This window comes from Sphingobacterium corticibacter, from assembly GCF_003076635.1.
In the GTDB taxonomy this organism is placed as follows: Bacteria; Bacteroidota; Bacteroidia; order Sphingobacteriales; family Sphingobacteriaceae; genus Sphingobacterium; species Sphingobacterium corticibacter.
Genome location: NZ_QDKG01000003.1, coordinates 239,370 through 264,075, shown reverse-complemented (window position 1 = coordinate 264,075; position 24,706 = coordinate 239,370). Strand labels below are relative to the sequence as shown.

The following is a 24,706-nucleotide window of genomic DNA, read 5'->3' as shown; positions in this document are numbered from 1 at the left end:
ATTAAAATGAAACATTGAGTCCAGCGGTCCACGTACGGCCTTGTCCGATGGAGTTCTTCTCTACACCCATCGAGGTGACGGAGTTACCATTTGAAGAAGATTCTGGATCGGCACCGGTGTATCCAGTGATCAGAAATAAATTAGATGCTTGCGCGTAAAGACGAATGCTTGACAGACCTAAACGTGCAAACGAAGCTGGACGGATGGTGTATCCTAGTACCACTTGCTGTAGTCGTAGAAAATCGGCTTTCTCCGCGTTGTCCGAGATCGAGAATCCTGCCGAACCATTGGAGATCACGTCATTGTATACCAAACGTGGAATATCGGTCTGTTGCCCTACTTCTGTCCATCTGTTCAATACTTCTGTCGAGTTGTTAAAGAATCGTTGATCTAGTAACGTACCACGCGTGCCATTCATCAATTTGTTCCCACCACCATAAGTGAAGTGTACCGTCGCATCAAAATCTTTATTGCGGAAGCTATTGTTGAAACCACCATAATAAGTCGGTAAAGCATTGCCTAGCACTTGATAATCTGCTACCGTAATTGGATTGGCTCTGCTGCCGTCCAGATACGTCCAGTTGCTCTGTCCTGGCGCCACTACAGCACTATATTGCACACGCTCTCCATCTCGATTGATAAATATTCTGCGTCCATTTTCTGGATTCACGCCATCGGTTTGCGCACCATATAGACTTCCAACAGAATAACCGACTCGCGTAACATTGTTGGCTTCGGTGGTGGTGTGTGTATAACCAATAATATCACTATTGCCTTCGGCCAATGAAGTAACTCTGTTTTTCACGAATGTAATGTTGAACGCTGCATTCCAAGAGAAATGCTGATTGCGGATAATATCACCGTGAAGTGCAACTTCCAGACCTCGATTGTACATACTACCCACATTCTGGGCAATGCTATTATTTGGTATTCCTTTGGATGGCGCTTGTGGAGCGCTTAAGATAAGTCCATTGACATTATTCCTGAAATAATCGATCTCCACATTCAATCTACGCTTGAATAAGCTCGCGCTCAACCCAACATTGGTCTGTTCAGAAGTCTCCCAACCCAGGTTTTCATTTCCCGCTTGAAATAAATTCCATGTAGATATACCACCATATAAGGCAGAGTTAAATAAATTCAAGGCTTGAAAAGCGGTCAGATTACCATTACCCACTTTGCCCCAGCTTCCGCGAACGCGTAAATCCCCAAGAATATCACCCAGTCGCTCGCTGTAAAAGCTTTCTTCGAAGATAGACCAGCCGGCGGATACTCCACCGAAGTCACCGTATTTATTATTGATACCTAAAGCGGAGTTGCCATCGCGACGGAAGTTGGCTGTTAGGAAATAGCGTCGATCATAATTATAGGACGCCCTCGAGAACGTCGATCGGAAAAATTGTTCGGTCAGCAACCCGCCAGCAGCAGATATGGTGGCCCAACTTCCTTGAAAGCTTTCGAAAAATGGATCAGCGGCATTGTTAAGCGTGGTGTTCCAAATATCATTCTCATACTTCTGGATATCATAACCTACTAGTAAGCCGAGCTCATGTTTCGTGCCGAAGGTACGATCGTAATTCAGCGTGTTAGTGAAATTCCAGTTGTTGCGCAGACCACTCAGATTGGTAGCCGTACCACCGTTGGAATACGATGCCGATCCGATATTAGGACTCAAATAAGTCTTGTTGGTGGTGATGTTTCGATCAAGTGCGTAGGTACTCGTAAACTTCAATCCCGGTGCGAGTTGTAGCTGTGCATGAATATTTCCGATGATATGATCATTTGCCGTCGTATATCTGCTGTACTCAAATAAAGCTTCTGGATTATATAATGTATTAGCAAAAAGATTAGCTCCTGGCCCAAGAAGTCCGGTAGTACTCAGATTATAGGTGCCATCTGGATTGTAGGCAGATACATTGGGTGGTAAGGCTAAGGCCAATCGTGCTCCGCCAATCAAAAACAATTGACTATTGGCCAATGATCCCGAGTTTTGTGCTTGATTAAAGGTTTTATTGTAGTTTAGGTTACTTCCTACAGAAAACCAATCATTCACTTTGTGCTCTATATTAAAGCGTAAGCCTTGGCGATCAAACTTATTCCGAGCAAAGAATCCTTCTTGATCAGAAAAGTTAGCAGACATATAGTATTGCGTTTTTTCAGTAGCTCCGCTGATGGACAAACTGTGATTTTGGCTGAATCCCGTATTATACACGTGATCATACCAATTGGTCTCTACCAAGTTGCCGGCCTCATCATATTGAGGAAAAAAAAGTGCATCGGCCACGGCTGGATTATTCTGATTTCCGGACAGGAATTTACTGTTGCGTACGGCTTCATTTTTAATGTCAATGTATTGCGTCGCGTTGAGTAGCTTAGGTAATCGCGCAGCGGTGACGACGGAAGCCCAAGCATCATAATTCACTTTGGTCCGTCCTGCTTTGCCCTTTTTAGTCGTTACTAATAATACACCACCAGCCGCACGAGAGCCGTAGATTGATGTAGAGGCTGCGTCTTTCAACACATCGATGGATTCGATATCCGCCGGATTAATGTCTGCCAATGGATTGTTAGGCAAATTCGTCGTACCGATGTCACCACTTACGACCGGGATTCCGTCGATTACTACCAACGGATACGAGCTTAAGGAAATCGAATTGACACCGCGTACACGAATAACGGGCGGATTGTTGAGCAGCCCGTTGGGCAATGACACACTTACGCCAGCCGCTTTTCCTAATAAGGCTTGATCAAAACTTTGTACGGGAATATCTTTTAGACTTTCTCCTGAAATGTTGGCCGCAGCACCGGTAAATTCACGTTTTTTCTGCGTACCATAACCGACAACGATCACCTCATCTAAAGTACTATTGCTTCGTACTAGTCTAACGGTATCGCCGGGATTATTGATGGTAGCTGTCTGTTGGTCATAACCAATGGAAGAAATCACGACTCGGGCTGGTAAATTTTGTCCAGTGACAAAGGTAAATACACCTTGGCGATTGGTTGTCACCGAATGGGTGACACCGTATAAGGTCACCGTAGCTCCTTCGATCGGTGTACGATTCTGGGCATCGACAACGACACCTCTAAAGTTGGCATTTACGATGGTGCGGGGCGAATCTTGCGCTTTCAGTACCTGTGGGAGATCGCTCAGTAGGAGAATCAGTACGCCACATACATACCGCAAAACAATTGTATGTTTCATAATTTCAATAAAGAATTTGGAGAGCAGGCAGAATAACCAAGTTTATTCGCTTTGTGCAAATAACCAAATGATATTAAGACACTCGGTTTAAGAAAATATTAATGATGAATCCGGAACGGATAGGACTACCCTATCGCGGAGACGGTAAATGGTTTGGGGTGCTTTATTAGCAACACATTCGCATGCTTGGGCGGCACGAAGTATTTATGGCAAAAATAATTGTGTTCAAGTAAGATTGTAGTGATGTTTCTGTTTGCATATCTATCAATTTTGTGAGACTTCAATAAGCATCATATAGACTACCTATCGAATATCATGCAGCAAATATATATTATTTTCCTATATATTCTATCATTTTAGTAGTTTTTTAAAATATTTTTGTCTTAAAGCATAGATTACCTCCTGAATTGTTGCGCTAGATATGCTCTGATTCGTCATTCTTAGCCGGTTTTGACAACAATACTCCTGACTTAGGTCTTCGTAATATCAAACTCGATTCGTCCAAATCTTCTGTCAAACTTCCCGGTTGGATGGTTTCATACGTTAGGTTAAATCGTTCGCTGCTGCCATCGTTTCTTTTCCATTCCACAATTTTGCAATGGCATGCTGCGTTTTCAGGAGTATTAAAGATGGGATGTAACATCCCTCCTTTTCCCAGTTTAGTATAGATATTCCGCGCACCGATGATATCATTATTGTCATCCGACTCAAAGCTCCATGTCGAAGATATAGTATACATAATACTGTCTTGTGGATGCAGTTTAGCCAAAGAATGACTAGGATTTATTAGAGCACCATCTTTCCCTTTCTCTACATAGGAATGAATGGAAAGCGTGCCTGGAGAGGTGAATTCTACATAACCTTGATGATTTATGGTGGCGCCGTGTCGTTGCATCATCAGGCGATCCCCTACTTGCTTGATGACCACGATATTCGTTGCGTAGCGGCGAAATCTATTGGCTTCATTAGATCGCGCTTGTGGCGCACCAGTCTGATATAACCAAACGCCAGTCACCGCATCTACTTCCTCGGCGGTTGGTTGATATGTTGTCCATATGGTCTCAGTCTTTGCTCGGCCTGTTGAAATCCATAAGTATATATTAATTCCTGTAAAGAGTATCAGAAGGCCACTCAGATAGATCGGGAATTTTCGTCTTGATTCGTTTGTTTTCTTTTCAACGGTTTCTTCAGGGTGGGCTTCGGCAAGAAGTAGATTCGGATCGGAAGGATCATTTTCAAAACCTAAGCGACCTACGCCATACAGATAAATATAGCAAGCATCCACCAAGTGTGCTCTAGGCTTTTTTACCTGTCCAAAATAGACATCTTTTATCTGACCGCCCGTAAGATCATATTTACGATGTGGGTATTGCACCGACTGCTCTAGTACGGAAGGTTCTGGGTAATCTTGATGTTGTCTTTCTCGAGCGGTATAAGGCAAGTTGACGGTAATAGCGCTTAATTCTTTGGCGATAGCGCTATAATTTTCTCGATTGGTATTACATATTATTTTTTGTTCGTGTCTAAGCTCAAACTGCTCAATGACCTTTCTAATTAGATAATATATTTCTTCTTTTCCCGATAAAATCTTCATAATCTACAGCAAGCGGTTCTTTTTTGTCAATTTCCGAAAAAATATCATTTTTCGGAAAACGGTAGTTAAAAAAATTACTTTTCGAAATAATATAAAAACACTGATTTAGTATTTAGCCCTGTAGCTTTACCCCATATTCGCCAAGAATAGTAGACCATTTTATAAACTTTAACCACCTGTCTCTATGCTAAGTATTATTGGTATTGTCATGCTTGTCTCTATTGTTGCCCTGATGATGAGCAGATATTTTTCTCCATTTGTCGTATTATGTACCATTCCCATTATAGCGGCGCTATTAGCAGGATTTGATTTTGCACAGATTACCGATTACTACAAAGCGGGGGTGGCGAAAGTATTCGAGATTGCGGTGATGTTTATCTTCGCCATCATTTTCTTTGGAATACTCAATGATATCGGTTTGTTCGACCCGATGATCTCTAAGATTTTGCAGCTTACCAAATCCAACAGAATCGCGATTACTTGTGGTACCGTAGTGATCGCAGCCGTAGTACATCTGGATGGATCCGGCGCTGCCACTTTTCTCATTACAATCCCAGCGCTTTTACCTTTATACCGCAGGTTGAATATGAATCCCTACTTATTGCTCATGCTCATTGGTATTAGCGCAAGTATTGTCAACCTGATTCCTTGGGCTGGCCCGACTGGACGCGCCGCTATTGTGTTGGGTATGCAACCGACAGACATTTGGAAACCACTGATACCTATTCAATTAATAGGTGTTTTCCTAATGATTGTAGTCGCTTATATATTCGGTCTCCGAGAGCAACGACGTGCAGCCCAAAACCCGCCACTGCACGAAGCGCACGGTGTGGGAGAGCAGATCAGACAGAAAGAAAGAATTCATGGTACTGGGAATACCAAGATCCCTTTATGGATCAACTTACTGTTAGCCATTTTGGTGATTTCCAGTCTTTTCTTCGACGCTCTCCCATCGAGCTTAGTATTTATGATTGGTACTAGCATCGCGCTTGTCATCAATTACCCGGCAAAGAAAATGCAATTGGAAGTGATACAAAAGCATGCGCCAGGCAGCTTACTCATGGCTATCATCATTGTTGCTGCGGGCGTGCTATTAGGTGTTTTAAATGGTACAGGAATGTTAGAAGCAATGTCGCATGATTTGTTAAAGATTCTTCCAGATGCGTCTATTCCTTATTTACATGTCATTATCGGATTTCTGGGCTTACCACTGGAATTAATTCTCAGTACCGATGCGACTTATTTTGCCCTATTTCCTGTCATTTTAGAGGTTACGACACATTACGGCGTCGATCCATTGTCGGCTATGCATGTGATGATGGTGGGTAATATTGTGGGCACATTCGTCAGTCCATTATCGCCAGCAGTTTGGTTGGCATTAGGATTATCCGGCCTTGATTTGGGCAAGCATATTCGCTATTCATTTTTCTATACGTGGGCTTTCAGCTTGATTTTAATAGCCTTTCTGTACATACTCCAAATTGTATAAACAGATTCTTTTCATACACCAATTCTAAATTCTTATCGTATGCATACATTCAATCAAAAGTTATGGATCATTTTTGTGATGCTATGTTTTGCCAATTTGCCTCACATGATCGCTCAACCAGGTGGCCTAAATAGTTGGTATCACTTCAACTTACAGGGCGATATTTCCGACAATTGGCGATTCTCTGCTAACGTACAGCAGCGTTTTTACGACGTCCCCGTTCAAAACAGTAGACTGAGTTTAATCAATGGTTCGGTAGAGCGCCGTATTAACCCCAATGCGTATGTGGGCGGTGGTTATATGTTTTTACTTTTAGAGCCCTATAATAGCCTAGGCGAAAAGTTTTCTAGGCCAGAGCATCGTCTCTTTCAACAGATCACTTTTAATAATACCGTGAGCCCCCGCTATAACATTGCACATCGTTTTCGATTGGAAGAACGCTATATGTTCAATAGTGATTTTTTTGTCTTCCGAGCCCGTTATTTATTTAACTCCTTTTGGAAACTGGATCGAGCGGAGAATTCGGTTTGGGGTCTCATCTTTCGTCACGAGATTCGAATGAACTTGGAAAGAGAACAACCTTTCGATAGTTACCGTATCTCTACACTTCTAGCGAAAAGGGTGAGTCCGACGCTATCTATAGAGCCGGGCGTAATTGTACAATTTAATGGCTATCCGGCACCTACTGACTATTATTTGACCGTGAGTGTGCGTAAAAGTCTAAAAAGAAGAATCAAGACGTATAAGCCAGATTAATGGATGAGCTAGGTTGCTTTTACTCCATCTAAATCCTATATTTAGAAAGATAATTTAGACCATCGTAAATCTTCATATGCCCTTTTCATTCCGTAATCAACTGCTAAAAACCTTTTCCTTATGCTCAATAGGCTTGGTTATAGGCATGTCTTCGTGTAGCTCCGCTAAGTATCAAACGTACGAAGATGAACGTCTGCGTTTACAACAATTGGCTGCTACAGATCTTTCTGCGAATGTGGCAGAATTCAACTCGTATGCCGATCGTCCAGCATCTGATGGACCTTTTGATGCAACGAACAATGAAGCTTTTTTACGGGAGAATATACCGTTGTTCAGCAGCTCTAATACAGATATCAATCGTGTATACAATTACCGCTGGTGGATGATGAGCAAACATCTTAGACCATATTCGGATCCGCTGGATGGTAAAGATTATTGGGTAGTGACGGAGTTCTTTGGCGACAAACCTTGGGCTTCCTTGAGCGGAGCGATCACCTGCCCTGCTGGCCATCAATTTTATGATGTGCGCTGGCTGCGCGATCCCAAATATCTGCAATCGTACGCAGAATATTTTATGGCTGGCTCGGCATCCCGACTCAATCAACGGGAAAACGGAAACTTTCTAACCTACATGAGTCGGCCAGAAAGCCATCATTTCTCTAGTTGGATGGTGGATGGTGTTGACGCGTATTTGCGTATCCATCCCAATGCCGATTGGATGCACGAGATGCTTCCTCATTTGGAGCACCATCAGGCCGTGTGGGATAGCTTATTTACCGTGCAAGCCGATGATGCAAAAACGCAAGGTTTGTACAAAATTCTAGATCTATACGATGGGATGGAATTCAGTCTCTCGGCCGTGCTGGGATTAATCGAAAGCCAAGGAGCTTACGATCTATACACGCGCGACAATTGGAAAGAGTATTATCTTGGATGGAATACGACCGGTAAGGCTGCAGAATCGAACTATGCAAAGCAATACTCTACCGCATATAGAAAAGGTTATCCAGATTTTTATCTGGCCAGACCTTCGGTCAACAGTTATGCGTATGGCAATCTAAACGCATTAAGCACTTTGCATGCTTTGGATAAATCGGGAGGCTCAGAAGCACAGCGGAAATCGGAAGTGTACAAGCAGCGCGCTACCGCGCTGCAACAACAGGTGATGGACGTATTATGGAACGAGGAAGATCAGTTTTTCAATACCTACAGCGCTGGAGATAACGCTTTTGGAATTCGTGATTTTGAGGCACGCGTACGCGAATCCGTCGGATACACACCTTGGTATTTTAATATGATTCCTGAAAAAGAACAGGCACATTACGCTAAAGCTTGGGATCTTTTCGGCGCAGCCGAAGGTTTTGCAGGAAACAAAGGAATGACGACTGCCGAAAAACAACATCCGTATTATAATGAGCAGGCTTATGCTTGGAATGGTCGAGGGTGGCCATTTCAAAATTCGGTCGTATATAAGGCATTTGCCAACTACTTGCGTAATTACAAAGAAAAGATTACCGAAGCAGATCGTCAACTATTGTATCATCACATCAGCCAACTCACGACGTTGCACGATCCGGCCAAACCCAATATTGGCGAATGGTATATACCGAGTGATGGAGAGCGAATTGGCGGCGAGCAGGATTATTTTCACTCCACCTACCCCGATATTGTAATTGAGGATTTAATTGGTTTCAAGGCGATGCACGAAGATCAATTCGTGATTGAGCCTTTGATCCCTGCCGAAGAATGGGATCACTTTTATCTCGGAAAGCTCCGTTATCACGATCACGATGTGGATATTGTCTGGAAAAAAGATTGGGACGAAGCTAAGTCGGGCGATCAAAGTATGCTCTGCGTATGGGTAGATAATAAGTTGGTCGCGACAAGTGAAAATCTGAATAGTAAGCTTACGGTTAAGTTAAAGAAATGATCAAAGACATTACAAATTCAAAGCATTTTTGACACAGATGGAGACCGAATCACTTTTGAAAGATGATAATATTGCCTGACTTCAATATCGTAGCCAAAGGAGAAATTTCCGCTGCATTTTTAAATCGGGAAATAAAGACCTTTCACGGAGCTTGTGAATTTATCCGTCATTTACTCTACGGACGCAATAGCGACAAATCTAATTTGCTATGTGTTTTCAATGATAATAAAGGTACTTGTAGTACCAAGCACGCGGTGTTAAAACGGCTAACGGTAGAAAATAACTTGGCTGGCTTTGCGCTGATGTTAGGCATATTTAAAATGAACGCGCTCAATACGCCCAAGATTGGATCGACACTTTTTAAGTATGGATTGGAGTACATTCCTGAAGCACATACTTATTTGAAATACGACCAAAACTATTTTGATTTTACGAGAGAAAATGCCGCTCCAGAAGATTTTCTCGATGACTTAATGTACGAGATAGAGATCAAACCTGACGATGTGCATCTGCGAAAAGTTGAGATACATCGTGATTTTTTGCAAGAATGGCTATGGGAAAGGCCAGAAATTCCATTTTCTTTGGAAGAGCTATGGCAGATTAGAGAACAATGTATTGCGGACTTAAGTGATAATTAAAATCGAGAATGAAGATTAAACATCTAATACTACATACAAATCGCCTATCCGAGCAGAAGCATTTTTACCAAAATGTATTGGGCTTCGTTATAGACGAAGAGTCTGAAAATGCATTCAGTGTGCAAGTTGGTTGGACCACAATTGAATTTCGAGCCAGTGCAGAAGCGCATCTGTATCATTATTGCTTCCTGATACCCAGCAATAAACTAGAAGAAGCGTTGGAATGGATGGAAGCCAAAGTGGACATCATCGATACGGGAGGTAATGAAAAAATAACTTTTTTCGAGACATGGAATGCGCACTCCTTTTACTTCTATGACGGCGCAGGTAATATTGCAGAATGTATTGTACGGCACGATTTGGACAATACCTCCACCTCACCCTTTCGATTATCGGATTTACTTTGTGTCAATGAGATTGGAATGCCGACAGACGATATCATATTTTCGGTAAAGGAGTTACAAAACACCTGTGGTATTCCATTATGGCGCGGAGATATGGAACGATTTGGTGCTAGCGGATCAGAAGAAGGACTATTCTTATTACCCAACTACCGCAAAAAAGATATTTGGTTTCCAACCGATATCAATATACAGCGCGCGCCATTCTCCATCGTATTTGAAAACAAAGGCAGTGAGTACAGTTTTGACTATATTGATGGACAGATCGTCGAGTTAAAAACTATTAAATTATGAAAATCTATTTGTGCGGATTGATCAGCTTACTGATGTTACTAAACAGTTGTGCAACGAAGAGAAACGCATTAACAAGCGCAACTACAACCAATTCGGTCTCCGTATTGGCAGAAGAGCTATTCGACGTTAGTCGTCATCGTCACATTCCCGTAGCCTATTACACCAACAGTAAAAAGACTAGATCTAGTGCGCAAAAAATAGTAATCATTAGCCATGGTTATGGGATGAACCGAGGTGGTGATTATTTGCTATACAGTTATCTTGCGAATTCCTTAGCTGAAGATGGTTATTATGTAGTGAGCATTCAGCACGAATTGCCCACCGACGATTTGATTGCTACGGAAGGAAATATAATGGAAAATCGAATGCCGCATTGGCGCCGTGGCATGGAAAACATTCACTTTGTGCTAACAGAATTGAAAAAGACCAACAAGAAGCTGGATTTCGATCACGTTAAGTTGATTGGCCATTCCAATGGTGGTGATATGTCGGTACTCTTTGCGCATCAACATCCGGAAATGATTCAAAAAGTGATCTCACTTGACAATCGACGGATGCCATTGCCACGCGTAGCTAGTCCTAGGATATATACGATTAGATCGAACGATTATCCAGCAGATGCGGGAGTTCTTCCTAGTGATCATGAAGCCACCCAATTTGCCATAAAAATACAATTTACGAACATTAACCACAGCAATATGGATGATGATGCCAACGCTGAGGAAAGAAAAGTGATATTAGACTTAGTGCATCAATACTTGAATGACTAGTGTATATTTGTATACTTGATTGCTATATTAATCTATAATCATAAAACATTATTATCCATTCCATTTTATGGCCCTTCACTCCCTATTATTGAGCTTATTCTGCGTATGTTTTGGTTTATCAAAGACTGCTGCCCAAACTTTGTACAGCAAAGCTTATGGGAATAGAACTGATCCCGCAGTTATTTACATACATGGTGGCCCACGCGGCAACTCCACTTTGTTTGAAGGTACGGCAGCAGAACATTTGGCTGAACAAGGATTGTATGTCATAGTATATGATCGCCGCGGAGAAGGTCGCTCTGGAGATCCAAAGGCCACCCTTACATTTCAAGAAGCATTGCAGGATATCAATAAAATCACCAAGCAATATCATTTGAAACGCTTTAGCTTGATTGGGCATAGCTTTGGCGGATTGGTCGCGACGCTATATACCGAAGCGCATCCCAAAAAGGTAGAAAATCTCGTTTCAGTAGGCGCTTTGTTCGCTCAACAGGAAAGCTACGACCACATATTGGATAGCTGCACTGTATTGGCCAATAAGGCGAATGATACGGCTGCATTGAATAAGATTGGGGAAATTAAAAATTTGGATACGAACACGGCTGATTATCGCAAAAAAACCTATGAAATAGCCTCTCATTTTCGCTTTTTCAGTATGCCAAATCCTACACCCGAATCCATTGCGCTGCGTGATGCTTACGAACATAGTGTTTTTGGGAAAGACAATATCCGCAATGATGAAGCACCGTTATTATTCTACAAGAATGAAACACGTGTAAACATAGACACCAAACGAACACTACAAAAAATAAAACAATCGGGTGTCCGTCTTTCGGGTATCTACGGTCTTCAAGATGGTATTTTCTCTAAAAAACAGATCGCGGATCTGCAAACTCTAGTTGGACAAGATGCTTTTTTTACGATCGATAATTGCTCACATTATCCTTTTGTTGATCAGCGTGGTGCTTTCACAGAAACGCTGCTGCACATCGTAAAAGGAAATTAAAAGTAGATGGTCATCTCAGAAAATAAAAGTCTTTAACTTTTTAGCCGTTGCATCAAGGGAGAAACGACCCAATTGTATACATAGCAACCTAAACAAATTTCAAAAAATGCTTCAAGCGAGGCTGCTACGATTAGGGTAACCCCAATAACCAAAGTGGCCACTGGCCAGCTTAGCAAAAGAAAGAGCAACCACGAGGTAGAAAAGATAAATCCCAACAAGGCAGCAAAGCGTTTGGGCGGCAAAAAGATAGGCCGCGGCGTATTGCCGAGACCTTTGGATAACTTCTGTGCAGACCATTTTAGTGGTGACATACTATACGTAAAAGCCCTTATCGCAAAATCAATCACTAGAAAGCCCATCACAATCTGTGATCCAGACCATAAGGCCAAGATGCTCAACACCAATACCTGCGCAGCAATTAATCGGATCACTCCCGCATCACCGTACAGCCTTTTTGCATTATCATTTACTGCTCCCATATTTTCTATCTTTTTAATTTGATCAGGCCTGTTTGCTGATCAAGTTAGAAAATATTCTTCTTATTAGTAAGAACGTCTACCCTGCCAAACTATCTTTTCTATGGTATTTACTAAAATATCAATCTCCCGATGCGTATTGTAGAAAGCAATTGACGGCCGAACAGAAGATTCATATCCGAGTCGGCGAAGAATAGGCTGTGCGCAATGATGTCCTGTGCGTACTGCAATACCCACATCATTGAGCGCCACTCCCACCGCTTCATTACTTATGCCTTTCAGCGTAAAAGAAAGTACACTGGCTTTCTCTCGCGCTGTACCAATTAACGTCACGCCGGGAACTTGTCGTAGTAACTTGGTAGCGTATTGCAACAACTCATGTTCGTACTGGCAAATAGCGGGCAGTCCGATACCTTGAACATATCTCAAGGCAGCACCTAATCCCACCGCATCTGCAATATTGCCTGTGCCGGCTTCAAACTTATTGGGCGCGTCATGGAAGGTGGTATGCTCAAAACGAACATCTTTAATCATATTGCCACCGCCTTGGTAAGGCGGAATGGCGTTGAGTAATTCTTCTTTACCATAAAGTACTCCAATTCCCGTAGGACCAAAGATTTTATGTCCAGAAAACACAAAGAAGTCTGGATTGAGATCTTGTAAATCGATAGCAATATGCGATACCGACTGCGCACCATCCAATAGCACTTTTGCTCCAGCCTGATGCGCCAGATCGATGATGCGTTTGGCCGGTGTCACCGTTCCCAAGGCATTGCTAACATGCGTGAACGCCACTAATTTGGTATTAAGATTCAGCAACTTTACATACTCCTCGACAAGCAAGTTGCCATCATCATCGACTGGAATCACCCGAATCTTAAAACCCTTACGCTTACTTAGGAGTTGCCAAGGCACAATGTTCGCATGATGCTCTAAGTTGCTAAGAATAACCTCATCTTGTGGCCCTAAATTTTCCTCGCCCCACGTACTAGCGACCAAATTAATAGCTTCCGTTGTGCCACGCGTGAAGACGATTTCGTTGACAGATCGTGCATGCAAAAAGTCTTTCACCACATTGCGAGCATCTTCGTATGCATCTGTGGATCGCGCAGCTAGTTCGTGCGCCGCACGATGGATATTAGAGTTTTCGTGGGTATAAAAGTTCGCTATTCGATCAATCACGACCTGTGGCTTTTGAGTGGTCGCTGCATTATCCAACCATATTAATTGGTGACCGCGGATACTTTCCCGCAAAATAGGAAAGTCATTCCGGATGGCGTGCACATCAAATTCCGACGTTGTGGTTGGTTTTCGCTGATTACTATGTGTAGCACCGCTAGCGGGCACATGCTTCGCGACTTCCTGCGTTAAGAAATAGAAAGCAGTCTCCGGACTTGCTTTCTGCAACGACGATGCCTGCCCGACCGAATCAATTCTCTTCAAGCTTTCGGCTAAATGCCAGATTGGTTGCTCGTAGGTTTCTTGAAAAGGAAGTTTCAAAGCAAATGGATCTGCGAGTCCCGTATTTCCATGGCCTACATACGATGGTCTATGATGCGTCGTTGCACCAGCAGTCGGATTCACTTGATTCGCGACATCTTCGAAATCACTAGTCCATTGTATCGTTTCCGGACTTGGTCTTGCCTGCAATGGCTCAGAGATATCGCTCACGTTAATCAGCTTTTCATCATGCGACTGTAGCAGTACCTCCGGCGCTTTTACATCAGGCATCCCGTTTTTCGGAGAACCAGTTGGTAGCTCATTGAAGTACCTATTTGCTTCGGCAGTTAAGAATTTTTCGAAATCACTTGGAGAGTTAGCCATATGTATTTACGATTTATTAACGCCATCAGTGCTATTTATAATTGTATTCGTGGTAGTTGGTGATATCTACATTCTCTAACACCGCCACCGCATCATCCACCAAAATCACCAAAGAGCAATACAGGGATATTAAATACGTAGCAATCGCCTTATCATTGATCCCAGTAAACTTGACCGACAATCCTCTGATCAGCTCGCCCGGCAAATTGGGCTGAAATAACCCCACAATACCTTGTCGCGATTCGCCCGTTCTAATGAGGATCACTTTAGTTTTGCCTTTCACAATGGGCACCTTATCACTTGGAATGAGTGGCACGCCACGCCAAGTCAGAAACTGCGAGCCAAACAAAGAAACTGTCGGCGGCGGCACACCACGGCGCGTACATTCTCTACCAAAAGCAGCGATAGCCAATGGATGCAATAAGAAAAAGCCGGGTTGCTTCCATACTTTGGTCAGCAACTCATCTAAATCGTCGGGCGTGGGCGCCCCCGCTCTGGTCTTGACAATCTGCTTGGTCGCTACATTGCTCAAAATACCATAATCTTTGTTGTTTATTAACTCACTTTCTTGGCGTTCTTTGATTTTTTCGATCGTAAGACGGAGCTGTTCGCTGATCTGATTGTACGGTTTGCTGTATAAGTCTGAAACGCGTGTATGCACATCGACCAAGGTATTTACCGCGCTGAGGTTGTATTCTCGGGGATTCTCATCATAATCCACATGTGTATGTGGCAGGATGCTTTCATCCCTGCGGGAGCAATCCACTTCGATGCTATCTTCGCCCACCACTTTATTGAGGCGAAACACGCCTGATTCGACCGGAATCCATTCCAACAGATGCACTAGCCATCTCGGCGAAATGCTTTCTAATTGCGGAGCGGTTCTGGTAGCGATAGCTAAATGCCTTGCTGCTACATCACCTAATGCAGTTTGCCCTTGTTTTGATTGTTCACTCATCGTATCTAATTTTAATAATGGCGTACTAATTTGAATTAATAGTGTGTGTGCTTACCAACGATCAGCTACCCCGCTGCATTATTCAGTTTCGCGCTAAGTTCAGTATGTGGTAACAGCAATACCCTTATGGCTAGCGTATTACATCCTCTCAAGCTTCACCTAAGTTAATAATTATTCTTTCAAAAACAAAAAACAATTTAATATAGAAATAAATATATTTCTTACAGGGGTTCTTTCATGCCAAAGCATACGACTAGTATTAGTAAAAACTGGATGATCCGTATGTAGGTTGATAGAATATTGCACGAAATTGAGACGATTATGATAGGTAACTTTCCTGAAAATGTGCAGTTTTGATAAATACGTACATAAACCCTTTCGTGACGAACGCTATCCTTATGAATAAACTAGCCTCCAGTACCCTTGCCTTCCTGTGTCTTGCACTTTCCGTGCAGGCAGCCGACATCAAAATCAAAGTGACCAAACGCTATATTAATTTCCCCATATCGCAGCAAGTTGATCGGCAAGTTATGAAGATGTTGGTCGATGGTCAGGAGGATCGGAAGTTCAATATCCGCCTAGCGAATGGAGATCCAGAATATTGGGTTTTCACAGATGTATCGGCCTACCAAGGCAAAACAATTACCTTGAGTTACGATGGGGACGAAAGTGCGCTTAGCCAAATTTATCAGGATGATAAGATCGCAGGACAAGATTCCATCTATCAAGAAGTTAACCGGCCACAATTTCATTACACCACAAAACGTGGTTGGGTCAATGATCCAAATGGGCTGATATTTTACGAGGGCGAATACCACCTCTTCTATCAGCATAATCCATACGAGAAAGAATGGGAAAACATGTCTTGGGGACATGCGGTGAGCAAAGATCTAGTGCATTGGGAGGAACTGCCCGTAGCATTGCATCCTGACAAAGTGGGCACGATGTTTTCGGGTTCGGCCGTGATTGATTATGATAATACTTCTGGATTTGGAAAAGATGGAAAGCCTGCGATGGTGGCATCTTACACAGCAGAAACGGGCGAAAGACAAGTGCAATGTATGGCGTATAGCTTGGACAATGGACGTACTTGGACGAAATATGCCAACAATCCCGTCATTGATAGTAAGGAGAAATGGAATAGCCGCGACACCCGGGATCCAAAAATAATCTGGTACGCACCGAGCAATCACTGGGTGATGGTGTTGAATGAGCGTGATGGTCAATCCATTTACACCTCTACCAATCTGAAAGATTGGAAATACGAAAGCCATACCACGGGTTTTTGGGAATGTCCGGAATTGTTTGAATTGCCGATCGATGGGGATGAAAACAATAAAAAATGGGTAATGTACGGTGCATCCAACACGTATATGATTGGTTCGTTTGATGGCAAAACATTTACGCCGGAAAGCGGCAAGCATCAATTGGGAACGGGAACTATTTACGCGGCGCAAACCTTTTCCAATATTCCAGAAAGCGATGGCCGTAGAATTCAGATTGGTTGGGGGCGCGTAGCGCATCCGGACATGCCATTCAATGGCATGTTTCTTTTGCCCACGGAGCTAACGCTGAAGAAGACTAATAATGGAGTTCGCCTGTTCAGCCAGCCTGTCAAGGAAGTCGAAAGCCTATTTACTCCCGTACAACAATGGTCTAATCTCAAATCTGATCAAGCCAATGAAAAGCTGAAATCCTTTTATGATGCCAAGCAACTACGCATCAAAACCACGTTTAAGCTATCGCATGCGACGGATGCGGGATTTAACTTGTTCGGACAGCGCATCATCGGGTACGACATGAACCATAATACGATCAATGGGGTTTTCTATTCGCCCGAAGATATGACGAGTATGGAGCTAACAGCGGATATCTTTATCGACAATACGTCTATCGAGGTGTTCATCGATGGCGGTCGATATTCGTACTCCATGGAGCGCAAACCAGATCGTAAGAATACGGAAGGTTTCCATTTCTGGGGAAATAATATTGATGTGACTAACCTAGAGGTATTTGAAGCGGAATCTATTTGGAAGTAAATACATCACTTTTTTGGGGTAAGTTATAGGGGATTGCTGGGCCATTGAGTCAGGATTGATTCACCATTGCTTAACCTTTTCTGTATCGTTAGTGTAACTCACATAGGCATTTTACGTATTGGTACTGTATTGATACTATATCACAACTATACCTACAAACGAGAGATACATGCCTATCTAAGGTTAAGGAGATGCCGATCAATGGACGGTCTTGGCTTACCTCCACACCGTCATTGCGAGGAGGTACGACGACGCAATCTAAAAGTGGATCATAGACAACAAACATTTAAACCTGCGACACAACATAGTTTTAAGATTGCCGCAGCCTCGTGCCTCGGCTTCGCAATGACGTGGTTTTGTAAGATTCTCGCTTACTTCTCTTCGTCATTGCGAGGTGACACGACGACGTAATCTCAACCACTTAATGGAAACAAATCAGAGATTGCCGTAGCTTCGTTTTTTAGTTAATAAGGTTGAGAGAGTTGATAGGGTTAATAAGCTCGATAGATTGCCGCAGCCTCGTGCCTCGGCTTCGCAATGACGTTTCCTTTAGTTAATAAGGTTAATGAAGCCCCAAAAAACATCAAAGGTTGCCCATGATACAAACGGGCAACCTTTGGCATATTAAAAAAAGCCTATTATTACTGCTTCTCCAACAATTTCATCAAGCGATGAAATATCTCCGTGTTCTCATAGAAACCAATAAACGACTGCGCGCCGGGGCCGTACGCCATCACGGGTACGAGCATACTGCTATGATCGTTGGAGGCGAAGTTTCCTTGAATGCTACCTGTTGCGGCATCGGCATCCAGTAAACTCAACGCACCAGTTTCATGGTCGGCCGTCACCAAAACCAAGGTATGGCCATCGGCATCCGCGAAGCGCAAGGCCTCTCCTACGGCTTGATCGAAATCCAATGTTTCGGTCGCTACATACGTCAAATCACGGGCATGACCGCCATAGTCGATCTGCGCACTTTCGGCCATGATAAAGAAACCTTTGTCGCGCTTGTCTAGTTTATTGATCGTGAGGTTCAACAATTGCGACAGCACAGCACCTCTGCCCTCTTTTACGGGGCGTGTGAGTGAGTCTGGCAAAAAGGTAATGATCTTTTCGGCGTCGGATTGCTGATAATCCGCCACACTATTTACCAAGCTAAATCCGTTTTTGGTCAGCTCGTTTTTGAATTGTTCGTACGACTGTTTAAGGCGATAAGGTTCGGGCGTACCGCCGATCAATAGATCTACCGTTGCATTCGTCAAAAGCGTACGCGAAATGGCTTCCGAAGCATTGCGATCGGGATTTTTGGCATAAAAAGAGGCCGGTGTGGCATCCGAAACATCGCCGGTAGAAATAATTCCGGAACGCATGCCCAAACTTCTGATCCGATCTGGAATAGCGGGCAAGGCAGTTCCGTTGGTATCTACGCTCAGGTAGCCATTATAGGTTTTAGTTCCTGTCGCGATGGCCGTGCCGCCGGCGCCGGAGTCGGTATTGCTTGGGCTATACGACGTAGTCGATGAAAATCCAATATGACGCATATGGTGGATATTGGATTGGCCACGATTGGCAATTATAGCCGTTTGCAGATGGCCTAATCCCATCCCATCGCCAATGAGCAAAATCACATTGCGAATTTCTTTGTTGGTACCATCACTTTTGTAGTTGGGCGTATACACCTCGTACGGCTTGTCAAGCTGAAAACGGGAAGCATTCAACTCGTCTAGGTATACTTTCAGCTTCGCTGGATGATCAGTATTGAGCCAACTCACACCCATTTTCTCCAGTACCAGCCAGGTATTCACATTATCTGCTGTACCCCACAGGCGAAAAGAAATGCCCCACGCTTTGGCACGTTGCGCATCTTCCATGATCTTTTGCATTTCGGCTTTTGGCGGAACAGCTTTGCCATTCCATTGGCTGTAAGCCTTCAAATCTTGACTAATCATCCCCAAATGCTGACGCTGCGCTTCGGTGTAGTCTACGTTTGGTCGACCATCAAACAAGATCCAAGATGGAAACTGAGAGAATAATTCTGCTGACGGCATATTGCCACTAATTACCACACGTACTGGATGCGCCGATTTATGATTGTCGAACATAAAGTCGTACTGCTGCAATAGCTTGATCAATGCAGGCATCAATCGCTGGTAATCTTCTTTGAAATCTAATAAGAGCTGTAGATTTTTGTTCGCATCGGCGAATGGATGATTGTTATTGGCGCGGTATAATGCTGCCAAGGGTTGCAGATACAATTGCTCCAGTGTACGCCCTACTTGAATATCTTCTTTGTCGTGCGCCGCATACAGGCTATCCTTACGCAAGTAAAGATCCACCTCGATGGATTCCATCCCGGCATGATACGCCGTCAAGAATGGGATGGCTTGCTCATAATCATTATGACTGTGGCCATACACCGTTAACGGCCCAGCGGCTTTATCCGCAAACATCAATTGCTCGAAGCGTTGGCGCATATCGGGCGCTTCTTGCGCCACCAACTGCTGTTGACTACCTACCGCAATCCAACTTAATGCAATCCACAAAAAATTCTTCCTCATGTGTATTATTCTTAAAAAGCTATGCGCACCCGATACGTCGTAAAACTTTCGGGTTTGCATAGCTTAAAGTTATTGATTCTAATTTTGTTTACCAGCCTTCATTTTGTGCAATGCCTGCATTGCTCACATCTTGCGGCGGAATTGGCCACACGTGGTGCACAGCAGGATTGTAGTTACGTGCCGGCCACACGGTGATCGTGGTGAAAGTAGATGCTGGATCAGTCTTGGTCACGTGCTGTCTGCCTGTTGCGGGCTTAGCATATGCGGCTTGCGCATCGCCCCAACGTACTAGATCAGAGTGACGGTCGGTATATTCTCCGGCAAACTCCGAGCGGCGTTCGCGTTTCAAATCGACCATTGTTGCGCCGGTGATGGCCGCTAAACCAGCACGATTGCGTACGAGGTTAATGCCTGCATCGCCATTCTGCCCTTGCATAATTTGAGCTTCCGATTTCATCAACAAAATATCCGCGTAGCGTACCAAAGGAACATTTAGATCCGAGGTCGGGTAATCGCCATTCGGATTCAAATGCTGGGAAATAGGATATCGAAATGGCTCCATGTATTTCTTGAACTGAAAACCAGTTTGTGAATTGGATGAATAATATTTGCGCTCCGCACCAAATAGCGTGTACGTGTCATTGAACTCCAAAATAGTGGCTTTCTTGCGCTCATCTCCAGCTTCAAAAGAATTGTACAATTCTAATGTAGGGTGAAAATATCCCCAACCATTGTACAGACCATAGCCGGTGTTTTCAAACAAGACTGCTGGCAAGATGGAACCGCGCACCTTGTTGGACACGACCGAGAAGATGTACTCTGAAGAGTAATTATTAGCGATATAGAAAACACTAGCAAAATCTTCCTTAGGATTGTCGGTATCAATCAGTTTGCGACCAGAACCTGAGTTGGTGACTAGATCACAGTATTTCGCTACTTCAGCCCATTTCGCTACATCGTAACGTGCCCATTGCACATTGGCTTTGGCCAAATACGCATAAGCCGCATCTTTACTCGCGCGACCCAAATCACTTGATCCATAGGTAGTAACTAATGGCAACATCTCTGCGGCACGCAAAAGATCTGCTTCGATCATAGCGAGGTTTTCGCTCACGTGTGCCGGACGCTCAAAACGAGTCTCTAGCATGTTTTCTTCGGTCACGATCGGAATCCCAGCACGCTGATCGCCATAGTATTGCGCTAAATAGAAGTAAGCGTAGCCACGCATGAAGTAAGCTTCGCCTAATACGCGCTGTTTGGTCGCTTCTTGAATCTCCATCGCAGGCACTTTACTGATAATGGTATTGGCCCGTTGGATGATTTGGTAAAACTTCTTGTACATGGCATTCACACGGCTTTCGTTACCATTGGCCGTGAAGTTGCGCACAGCAGCCGAACCCGCATCGGTACGTCCAGTGACCATATCGTCTGACGCATTGACGTACCAGAATAATCCGCGGCCAAACATAGCGTCGTCGGTAAAGTGCTCGTACAATCCATTCGAAGCAAAGATAGCGTCTGCTTCTGTTTTCCAATAATTGGCATCGGTGATCGTACCTTCTGGGGTAAGATCGGTAAAGTCAGTCGAACAAGACTGCGCGGTAGGGCCCATGCTTAGTAAGGCCAACACGATATATTTATTCATTTTTAATGACATGATGAGTAATTCTACAGGTTAAAAGTTAACATTTAATCCAACGGTGTAGGTTTTCGCTAATGGGTAGTTAGCCACATCCAATCCTACGCTGCCTACTTCTGGATCGATACCCGTATACGAGGTAAATGTGAATGGATTTTCCGCCGCGATGTACACGCGCGATTGGAATTTGCCTAATGGCAAGGTATAACCTAGCGTGATGTTTTTGATACGGAAGTAATCGCCACTTTCTAAGTACCAGTCGGATGCTGTACCGAAGTTATTGTTCGGATCCTGACGGGAAAGAATTGGAATATCGCTATTGGTATTTTGTGGTGTCCAAGCACCTAACACACGGCTATCTAAGTTGTAACCGTTTGAGGCTGCATTGTACGCGGTATATTTATATCCGTTGAAAATCTTCGAGCCCGATACACCGTAAGTCAACACGTTCAAATCAAAACGCTTGTAATCTACGTTGAAAGAGAAACCATAGGTGAACTTAGGAATAGCGCTGCCCATGTATACGCGATCATCATCGTTGATACGTCCATCACCGTTGGTATCTACAAAACGTAGATCGCCTGGGCGAGCCTGCGGCTGAATCAGCTGACCATTCACGGCATGTGCATCTACTTCGGCTTGTGAATTAAAGATACCGGCACTTGGGATCAAGTAGTAAGAATACAAACGCTGTCCCGGTGTAGAGCGGTATGGCAAGACCACACCACGCACATTATCACCATGCTGGATAAAGTCGTTGAAGTAACCATCGAGGTTCAGCACTTTGTTGGTGTTGACACTAATGTTGGTTTGCATGCCTACGCGCCATTCACCAAAAGTATCGTTATAACGCACCGATCCTTCAAATCCTTTGTTTAAGATATCACCAATGTTAGAAGTTGGTCCTTGAGCGAAACCAGCATGTGGATTGGCATCATTGGTGTATACCATACCCAAGGTTTTCTTTTCGTAGTAATCAGCTGCTACGGTAATCTTATCCATGATGGTCATATCTAGACCAATGTCGAATGATTGGGAAGTCTCCCACAACAAGTTTGGATTAAATTGCTTGTTCACCGCAAAGTGACGAACCAACTGCCCATCTGCTCCTATTGGCGTCAGCGTACCTGTAGACAATGGAATGTTGAACGCATAGCGATCTACCGATTGAATGTTACCAATCTGTCCCCATGATGCTCTCACTTTTAAGTCATTGATGATGGAACTGTTGAAGAAAGGTTCGGAAGAGATTTTCCACGCACCCGATACAGATGGGAATACATCTGAGCGATTTTGCGACGACAAACGAGAGGTGCGATCTTTACGAATACTAGCTCCGATGAAATAGCGGTTGGCATAGTTGTAGTTTACACGCGCAATGGCCGAAGTCAGGGCATCTTCCCAAACGGCACTGGTAGGCAATGTTGGCAATGATGCAGCGTTACCGATGTACTGATACCAATCATCCTCACGCTCAAAGCCCATTCCTTGTACGTAGAACTGCTCGTAACGCGTTTTCTGCGCAGAATATACCGCTACCACATCTAAGTTGTGATCACCAAAGCTTTTGGTGTAGTTCAACTGCTGATCCCAGATCCAACGGTCTTCTTTGGATTCTTCGTGCGTCAAATAGTTATTTAAGTTAGCCCGCCCGATTTCTGGAATTTTTGGATCAAAACGTTTCAACGAATAGCGTCTCATGTTCAATCCAAAGTTGGATTTGAAGGTCAATCCATCTAGGATATCCACTTTCACGAAAGCATTTCCGTTCAGGTTTAAGGTTGGGTTATTGACCGTAGGTCGCAATAACAAGGCTACTGGATTGTAGGTGTCACCATAGATACTAGAGAAACCAGACAAATCGCTTGGTACGGTCCCGTGGAAGTTGCCTGCTTCATCATAAACCGGTGCGGCAGGATTCATATAAATCGCATTGATAATAGCACCGCTATAGCTACTGGTCGTGTTTGTACCACGTGTCGTGGTTTGGTTCACGTAGAAGTTTTGTCCTACGGTGACGCGATCATGCAACTGGAACTCGGATTTCAAACGGTACGCAAAACGCTTGTAACCGGTGTTTAGCAACATCCCTTCGCGATCGTGGTAACCGAATGAGCTGCTATACGTAGACTTTTCGCCACCACCAGAGATCTGCGCATTGGCATTTAAGATATTTCCGGTTTGGAAGATTTCGTCCATCCAGTTAGTACGCGTTACTTGTCCCCAAGGGTTTTGCTGCGCATCGTGCCCCGCTTGCAAGTTCAAGCCGCTAGTAGCATATGCTTGATTGTAGGCTTGCGAATACTGTTCTGCGTTGAGCGCTGTTGGTAGGTTGCTTGCTGTTTGCCAGCCGCGGTAAAGATCTACATTCAATCTTGGCGCACCAGATTTACCACTTTTCGTGGTAATCACGATCACACCAGAAGATGCTTGCGCACCATAAATTGCGGCAGCAGCCGCATCTTTTAAGATATCTACTTTCTCAATATCATTCGGGTTGATCGGGCCGCCGTAATATGGCATTCCATCAACTACATACAATGGCTCCTCTGCATTTAGCGTACCCATACCCCGCACCATTACTTTTGGATTGGCGCTGGGATCACCTCCTGGCGACATGACGGTAAGACCCGCCACATTGCCCTGCATCATATCCGCGATATTGCTGAGCGGACGATTGACTTGAGCGGCAACGTTGGGCAAAGAACTTACGGCTGTGGTCAAATCACCACGACGCTGCTGACCGTAACCAACCACGACAATCTCATCCAATTCGGATTGTTGTTGCTCTAAACGGATCAACATAGAGCTGCTCTCGCCTGCATTCAACGCTTTGGTCGCCATCTCATACGATTGGTAGCCCACCATACTCACGCGAATGCGGTATTGCGTTGTAGCGTTCACGCCTTCCAAGACGAACATACCTTTGGCATCGGTAGATACCTGAGCCACGGCTTTTCCGCTGGCGTCTACCAGTTGCACATTGGCGCCTGGAATGTACGTGCCCGTATTGTCCATAATCGTACCGCGTAGTTGGCCGGTAGATTGTGCCCAAGCATTGGCAGCGAGGAAGAATGCAACTCCACTCATAGCTAGCCGAACATTTCTAAAAATGCTTCTCTTTTTCAT

General features: G+C 44.0%; 16 protein-coding genes. 8 read left to right on the top strand and 8 right to left on the bottom strand.

Annotation, left to right across the window (positions count from 1 at the left end):
* Position 1 precedes the first annotated feature (1 nt).
* Together DC487_RS09880 and DC487_RS09875 are read right to left on the bottom strand one after the other, a co-directional pair.
* On the bottom strand, positions 2-3,205 hold the full coding sequence (locus tag DC487_RS09880; protein ID WP_116775812.1) for a SusC/RagA family TonB-linked outer membrane protein: 3,204 nt from the start codon (positions 3,203-3,205) through the stop codon (positions 2-4).
* Positions 3,206-3,620: 415 nt separating this feature from the next.
* A complete protein-coding gene (locus tag DC487_RS09875; protein WP_116775811.1) occupies positions 3,621-4,799 on the bottom strand; it encodes a hypothetical protein in 1,179 nt (392 codons plus the stop codon).
* Positions 4,800-4,983: 184 nt separating this feature from the next.
* Between DC487_RS09875 and DC487_RS09870 the strand changes: the two genes are divergently transcribed.
* The 7 genes from DC487_RS09870 to DC487_RS09840 all read left to right on the top strand — a co-directional run bounded on the left by DC487_RS09870 (position 4,984) and on the right by DC487_RS09840 (position 12,083).
* Positions 4,984-6,288, top strand: a complete 1,305-nt coding sequence (locus DC487_RS09870; RefSeq protein WP_116775810.1) for a CitMHS family transporter — start codon at positions 4,984-4,986, stop codon at positions 6,286-6,288.
* 39 nt (positions 6,289-6,327) lie between these two features.
* Positions 6,328-7,044, top strand: coding sequence for a DUF2490 domain-containing protein (locus DC487_RS09865; protein WP_116775809.1), 717 nt, complete (start codon positions 6,328-6,330; stop codon positions 7,042-7,044).
* A 145-nt stretch (positions 7,045-7,189) separates the two neighbouring features.
* Positions 7,190-8,974, top strand: a complete 1,785-nt coding sequence (locus DC487_RS09860; protein WP_116775808.1) for an MGH1-like glycoside hydrolase domain-containing protein — start codon at positions 7,190-7,192, stop codon at positions 8,972-8,974.
* Positions 8,975-9,036: 62 nt separating this feature from the next.
* Entirely contained in the window at positions 9,037-9,612 is a 576-nt protein-coding gene (locus DC487_RS09855; protein ID WP_116775807.1) for a hypothetical protein, read from the top strand.
* A gap of 8 nt (positions 9,613-9,620) precedes the next feature.
* Positions 9,621-10,307 (top strand): VOC family protein, encoded by a 687-nt coding sequence (locus DC487_RS09850; protein WP_116775806.1) that lies wholly within the window; start codon positions 9,621-9,623, stop codon positions 10,305-10,307.
* Positions 10,304-11,077, top strand: a complete 774-nt coding sequence (locus tag DC487_RS09845) for an alpha/beta fold hydrolase (RefSeq protein ID WP_116775805.1) — start codon at positions 10,304-10,306, stop codon at positions 11,075-11,077. The genes DC487_RS09850 and DC487_RS09845 overlap by 4 nt, the downstream gene beginning before the upstream one ends.
* A 67-nt stretch (positions 11,078-11,144) precedes the next feature.
* Positions 11,145-12,083 carry an alpha/beta fold hydrolase gene (locus DC487_RS09840; protein ID WP_116775804.1) on the top strand — a complete coding sequence of 313 codons (939 nt, stop codon included), beginning with the start codon at positions 11,145-11,147 and terminating at the stop codon, positions 12,081-12,083.
* A 32-nt stretch (positions 12,084-12,115) separates the two neighbouring features.
* Here the strand turns inward: DC487_RS09840 and DC487_RS09835 are convergent, their stop codons facing one another.
* The 3 genes from DC487_RS09835 to DC487_RS09825 form a co-directional block, all read right to left on the bottom strand.
* Positions 12,116-12,562, bottom strand: a complete 447-nt coding sequence (locus DC487_RS09835; protein WP_116775803.1) for a DUF4395 domain-containing protein — start codon at positions 12,560-12,562, stop codon at positions 12,116-12,118.
* A gap of 63 nt (positions 12,563-12,625) precedes the next feature.
* Positions 12,626-14,383, bottom strand: coding sequence for a family 2A encapsulin nanocompartment cargo protein cysteine desulfurase (locus DC487_RS09830; protein ID WP_116775802.1), 1,758 nt, complete (start codon positions 14,381-14,383; stop codon positions 12,626-12,628).
* Between the two features lie 31 nt (positions 14,384-14,414).
* Complete coding sequence (locus tag DC487_RS09825) at positions 14,415-15,341, bottom strand: family 2A encapsulin nanocompartment shell protein (protein ID WP_116775801.1); 927 nt, start codon at positions 15,339-15,341, stop codon at positions 14,415-14,417.
* 398 nt (positions 15,342-15,739) lie between these two features.
* On the opposite strand from DC487_RS09825, the gene DC487_RS09820 reads away from it, so the two are divergent.
* Positions 15,740-17,380: a DUF4980 domain-containing protein gene (locus DC487_RS09820; RefSeq protein ID WP_116775800.1), complete on the top strand. Its 1,641-nt coding sequence runs from the start codon at positions 15,740-15,742 to the stop codon at positions 17,378-17,380.
* A 641-nt stretch (positions 17,381-18,021) separates the two neighbouring features.
* Here the strand turns inward: DC487_RS09820 and DC487_RS09815 are convergent.
* The 3 genes from DC487_RS09815 to DC487_RS09805 all read right to left on the bottom strand — a co-directional run bounded on the left by DC487_RS09815 (position 18,022) and on the right by DC487_RS09805 (position 24,706).
* Complete coding sequence (locus tag DC487_RS09815) at positions 18,022-19,938, bottom strand: alkaline phosphatase (protein WP_165799064.1); 1,917 nt, start codon at positions 19,936-19,938, stop codon at positions 18,022-18,024.
* An 88-nt stretch (positions 19,939-20,026) separates the two neighbouring features.
* Complete coding sequence (locus DC487_RS09810) at positions 20,027-21,583, bottom strand: RagB/SusD family nutrient uptake outer membrane protein (protein WP_239016356.1); 1,557 nt, start codon at positions 21,581-21,583, stop codon at positions 20,027-20,029.
* A gap of 30 nt (positions 21,584-21,613) precedes the next feature.
* Positions 21,614-24,706 (bottom strand): SusC/RagA family TonB-linked outer membrane protein, encoded by a 3,093-nt coding sequence (locus DC487_RS09805; protein WP_207774358.1) that lies wholly within the window; start codon positions 24,704-24,706, stop codon positions 21,614-21,616.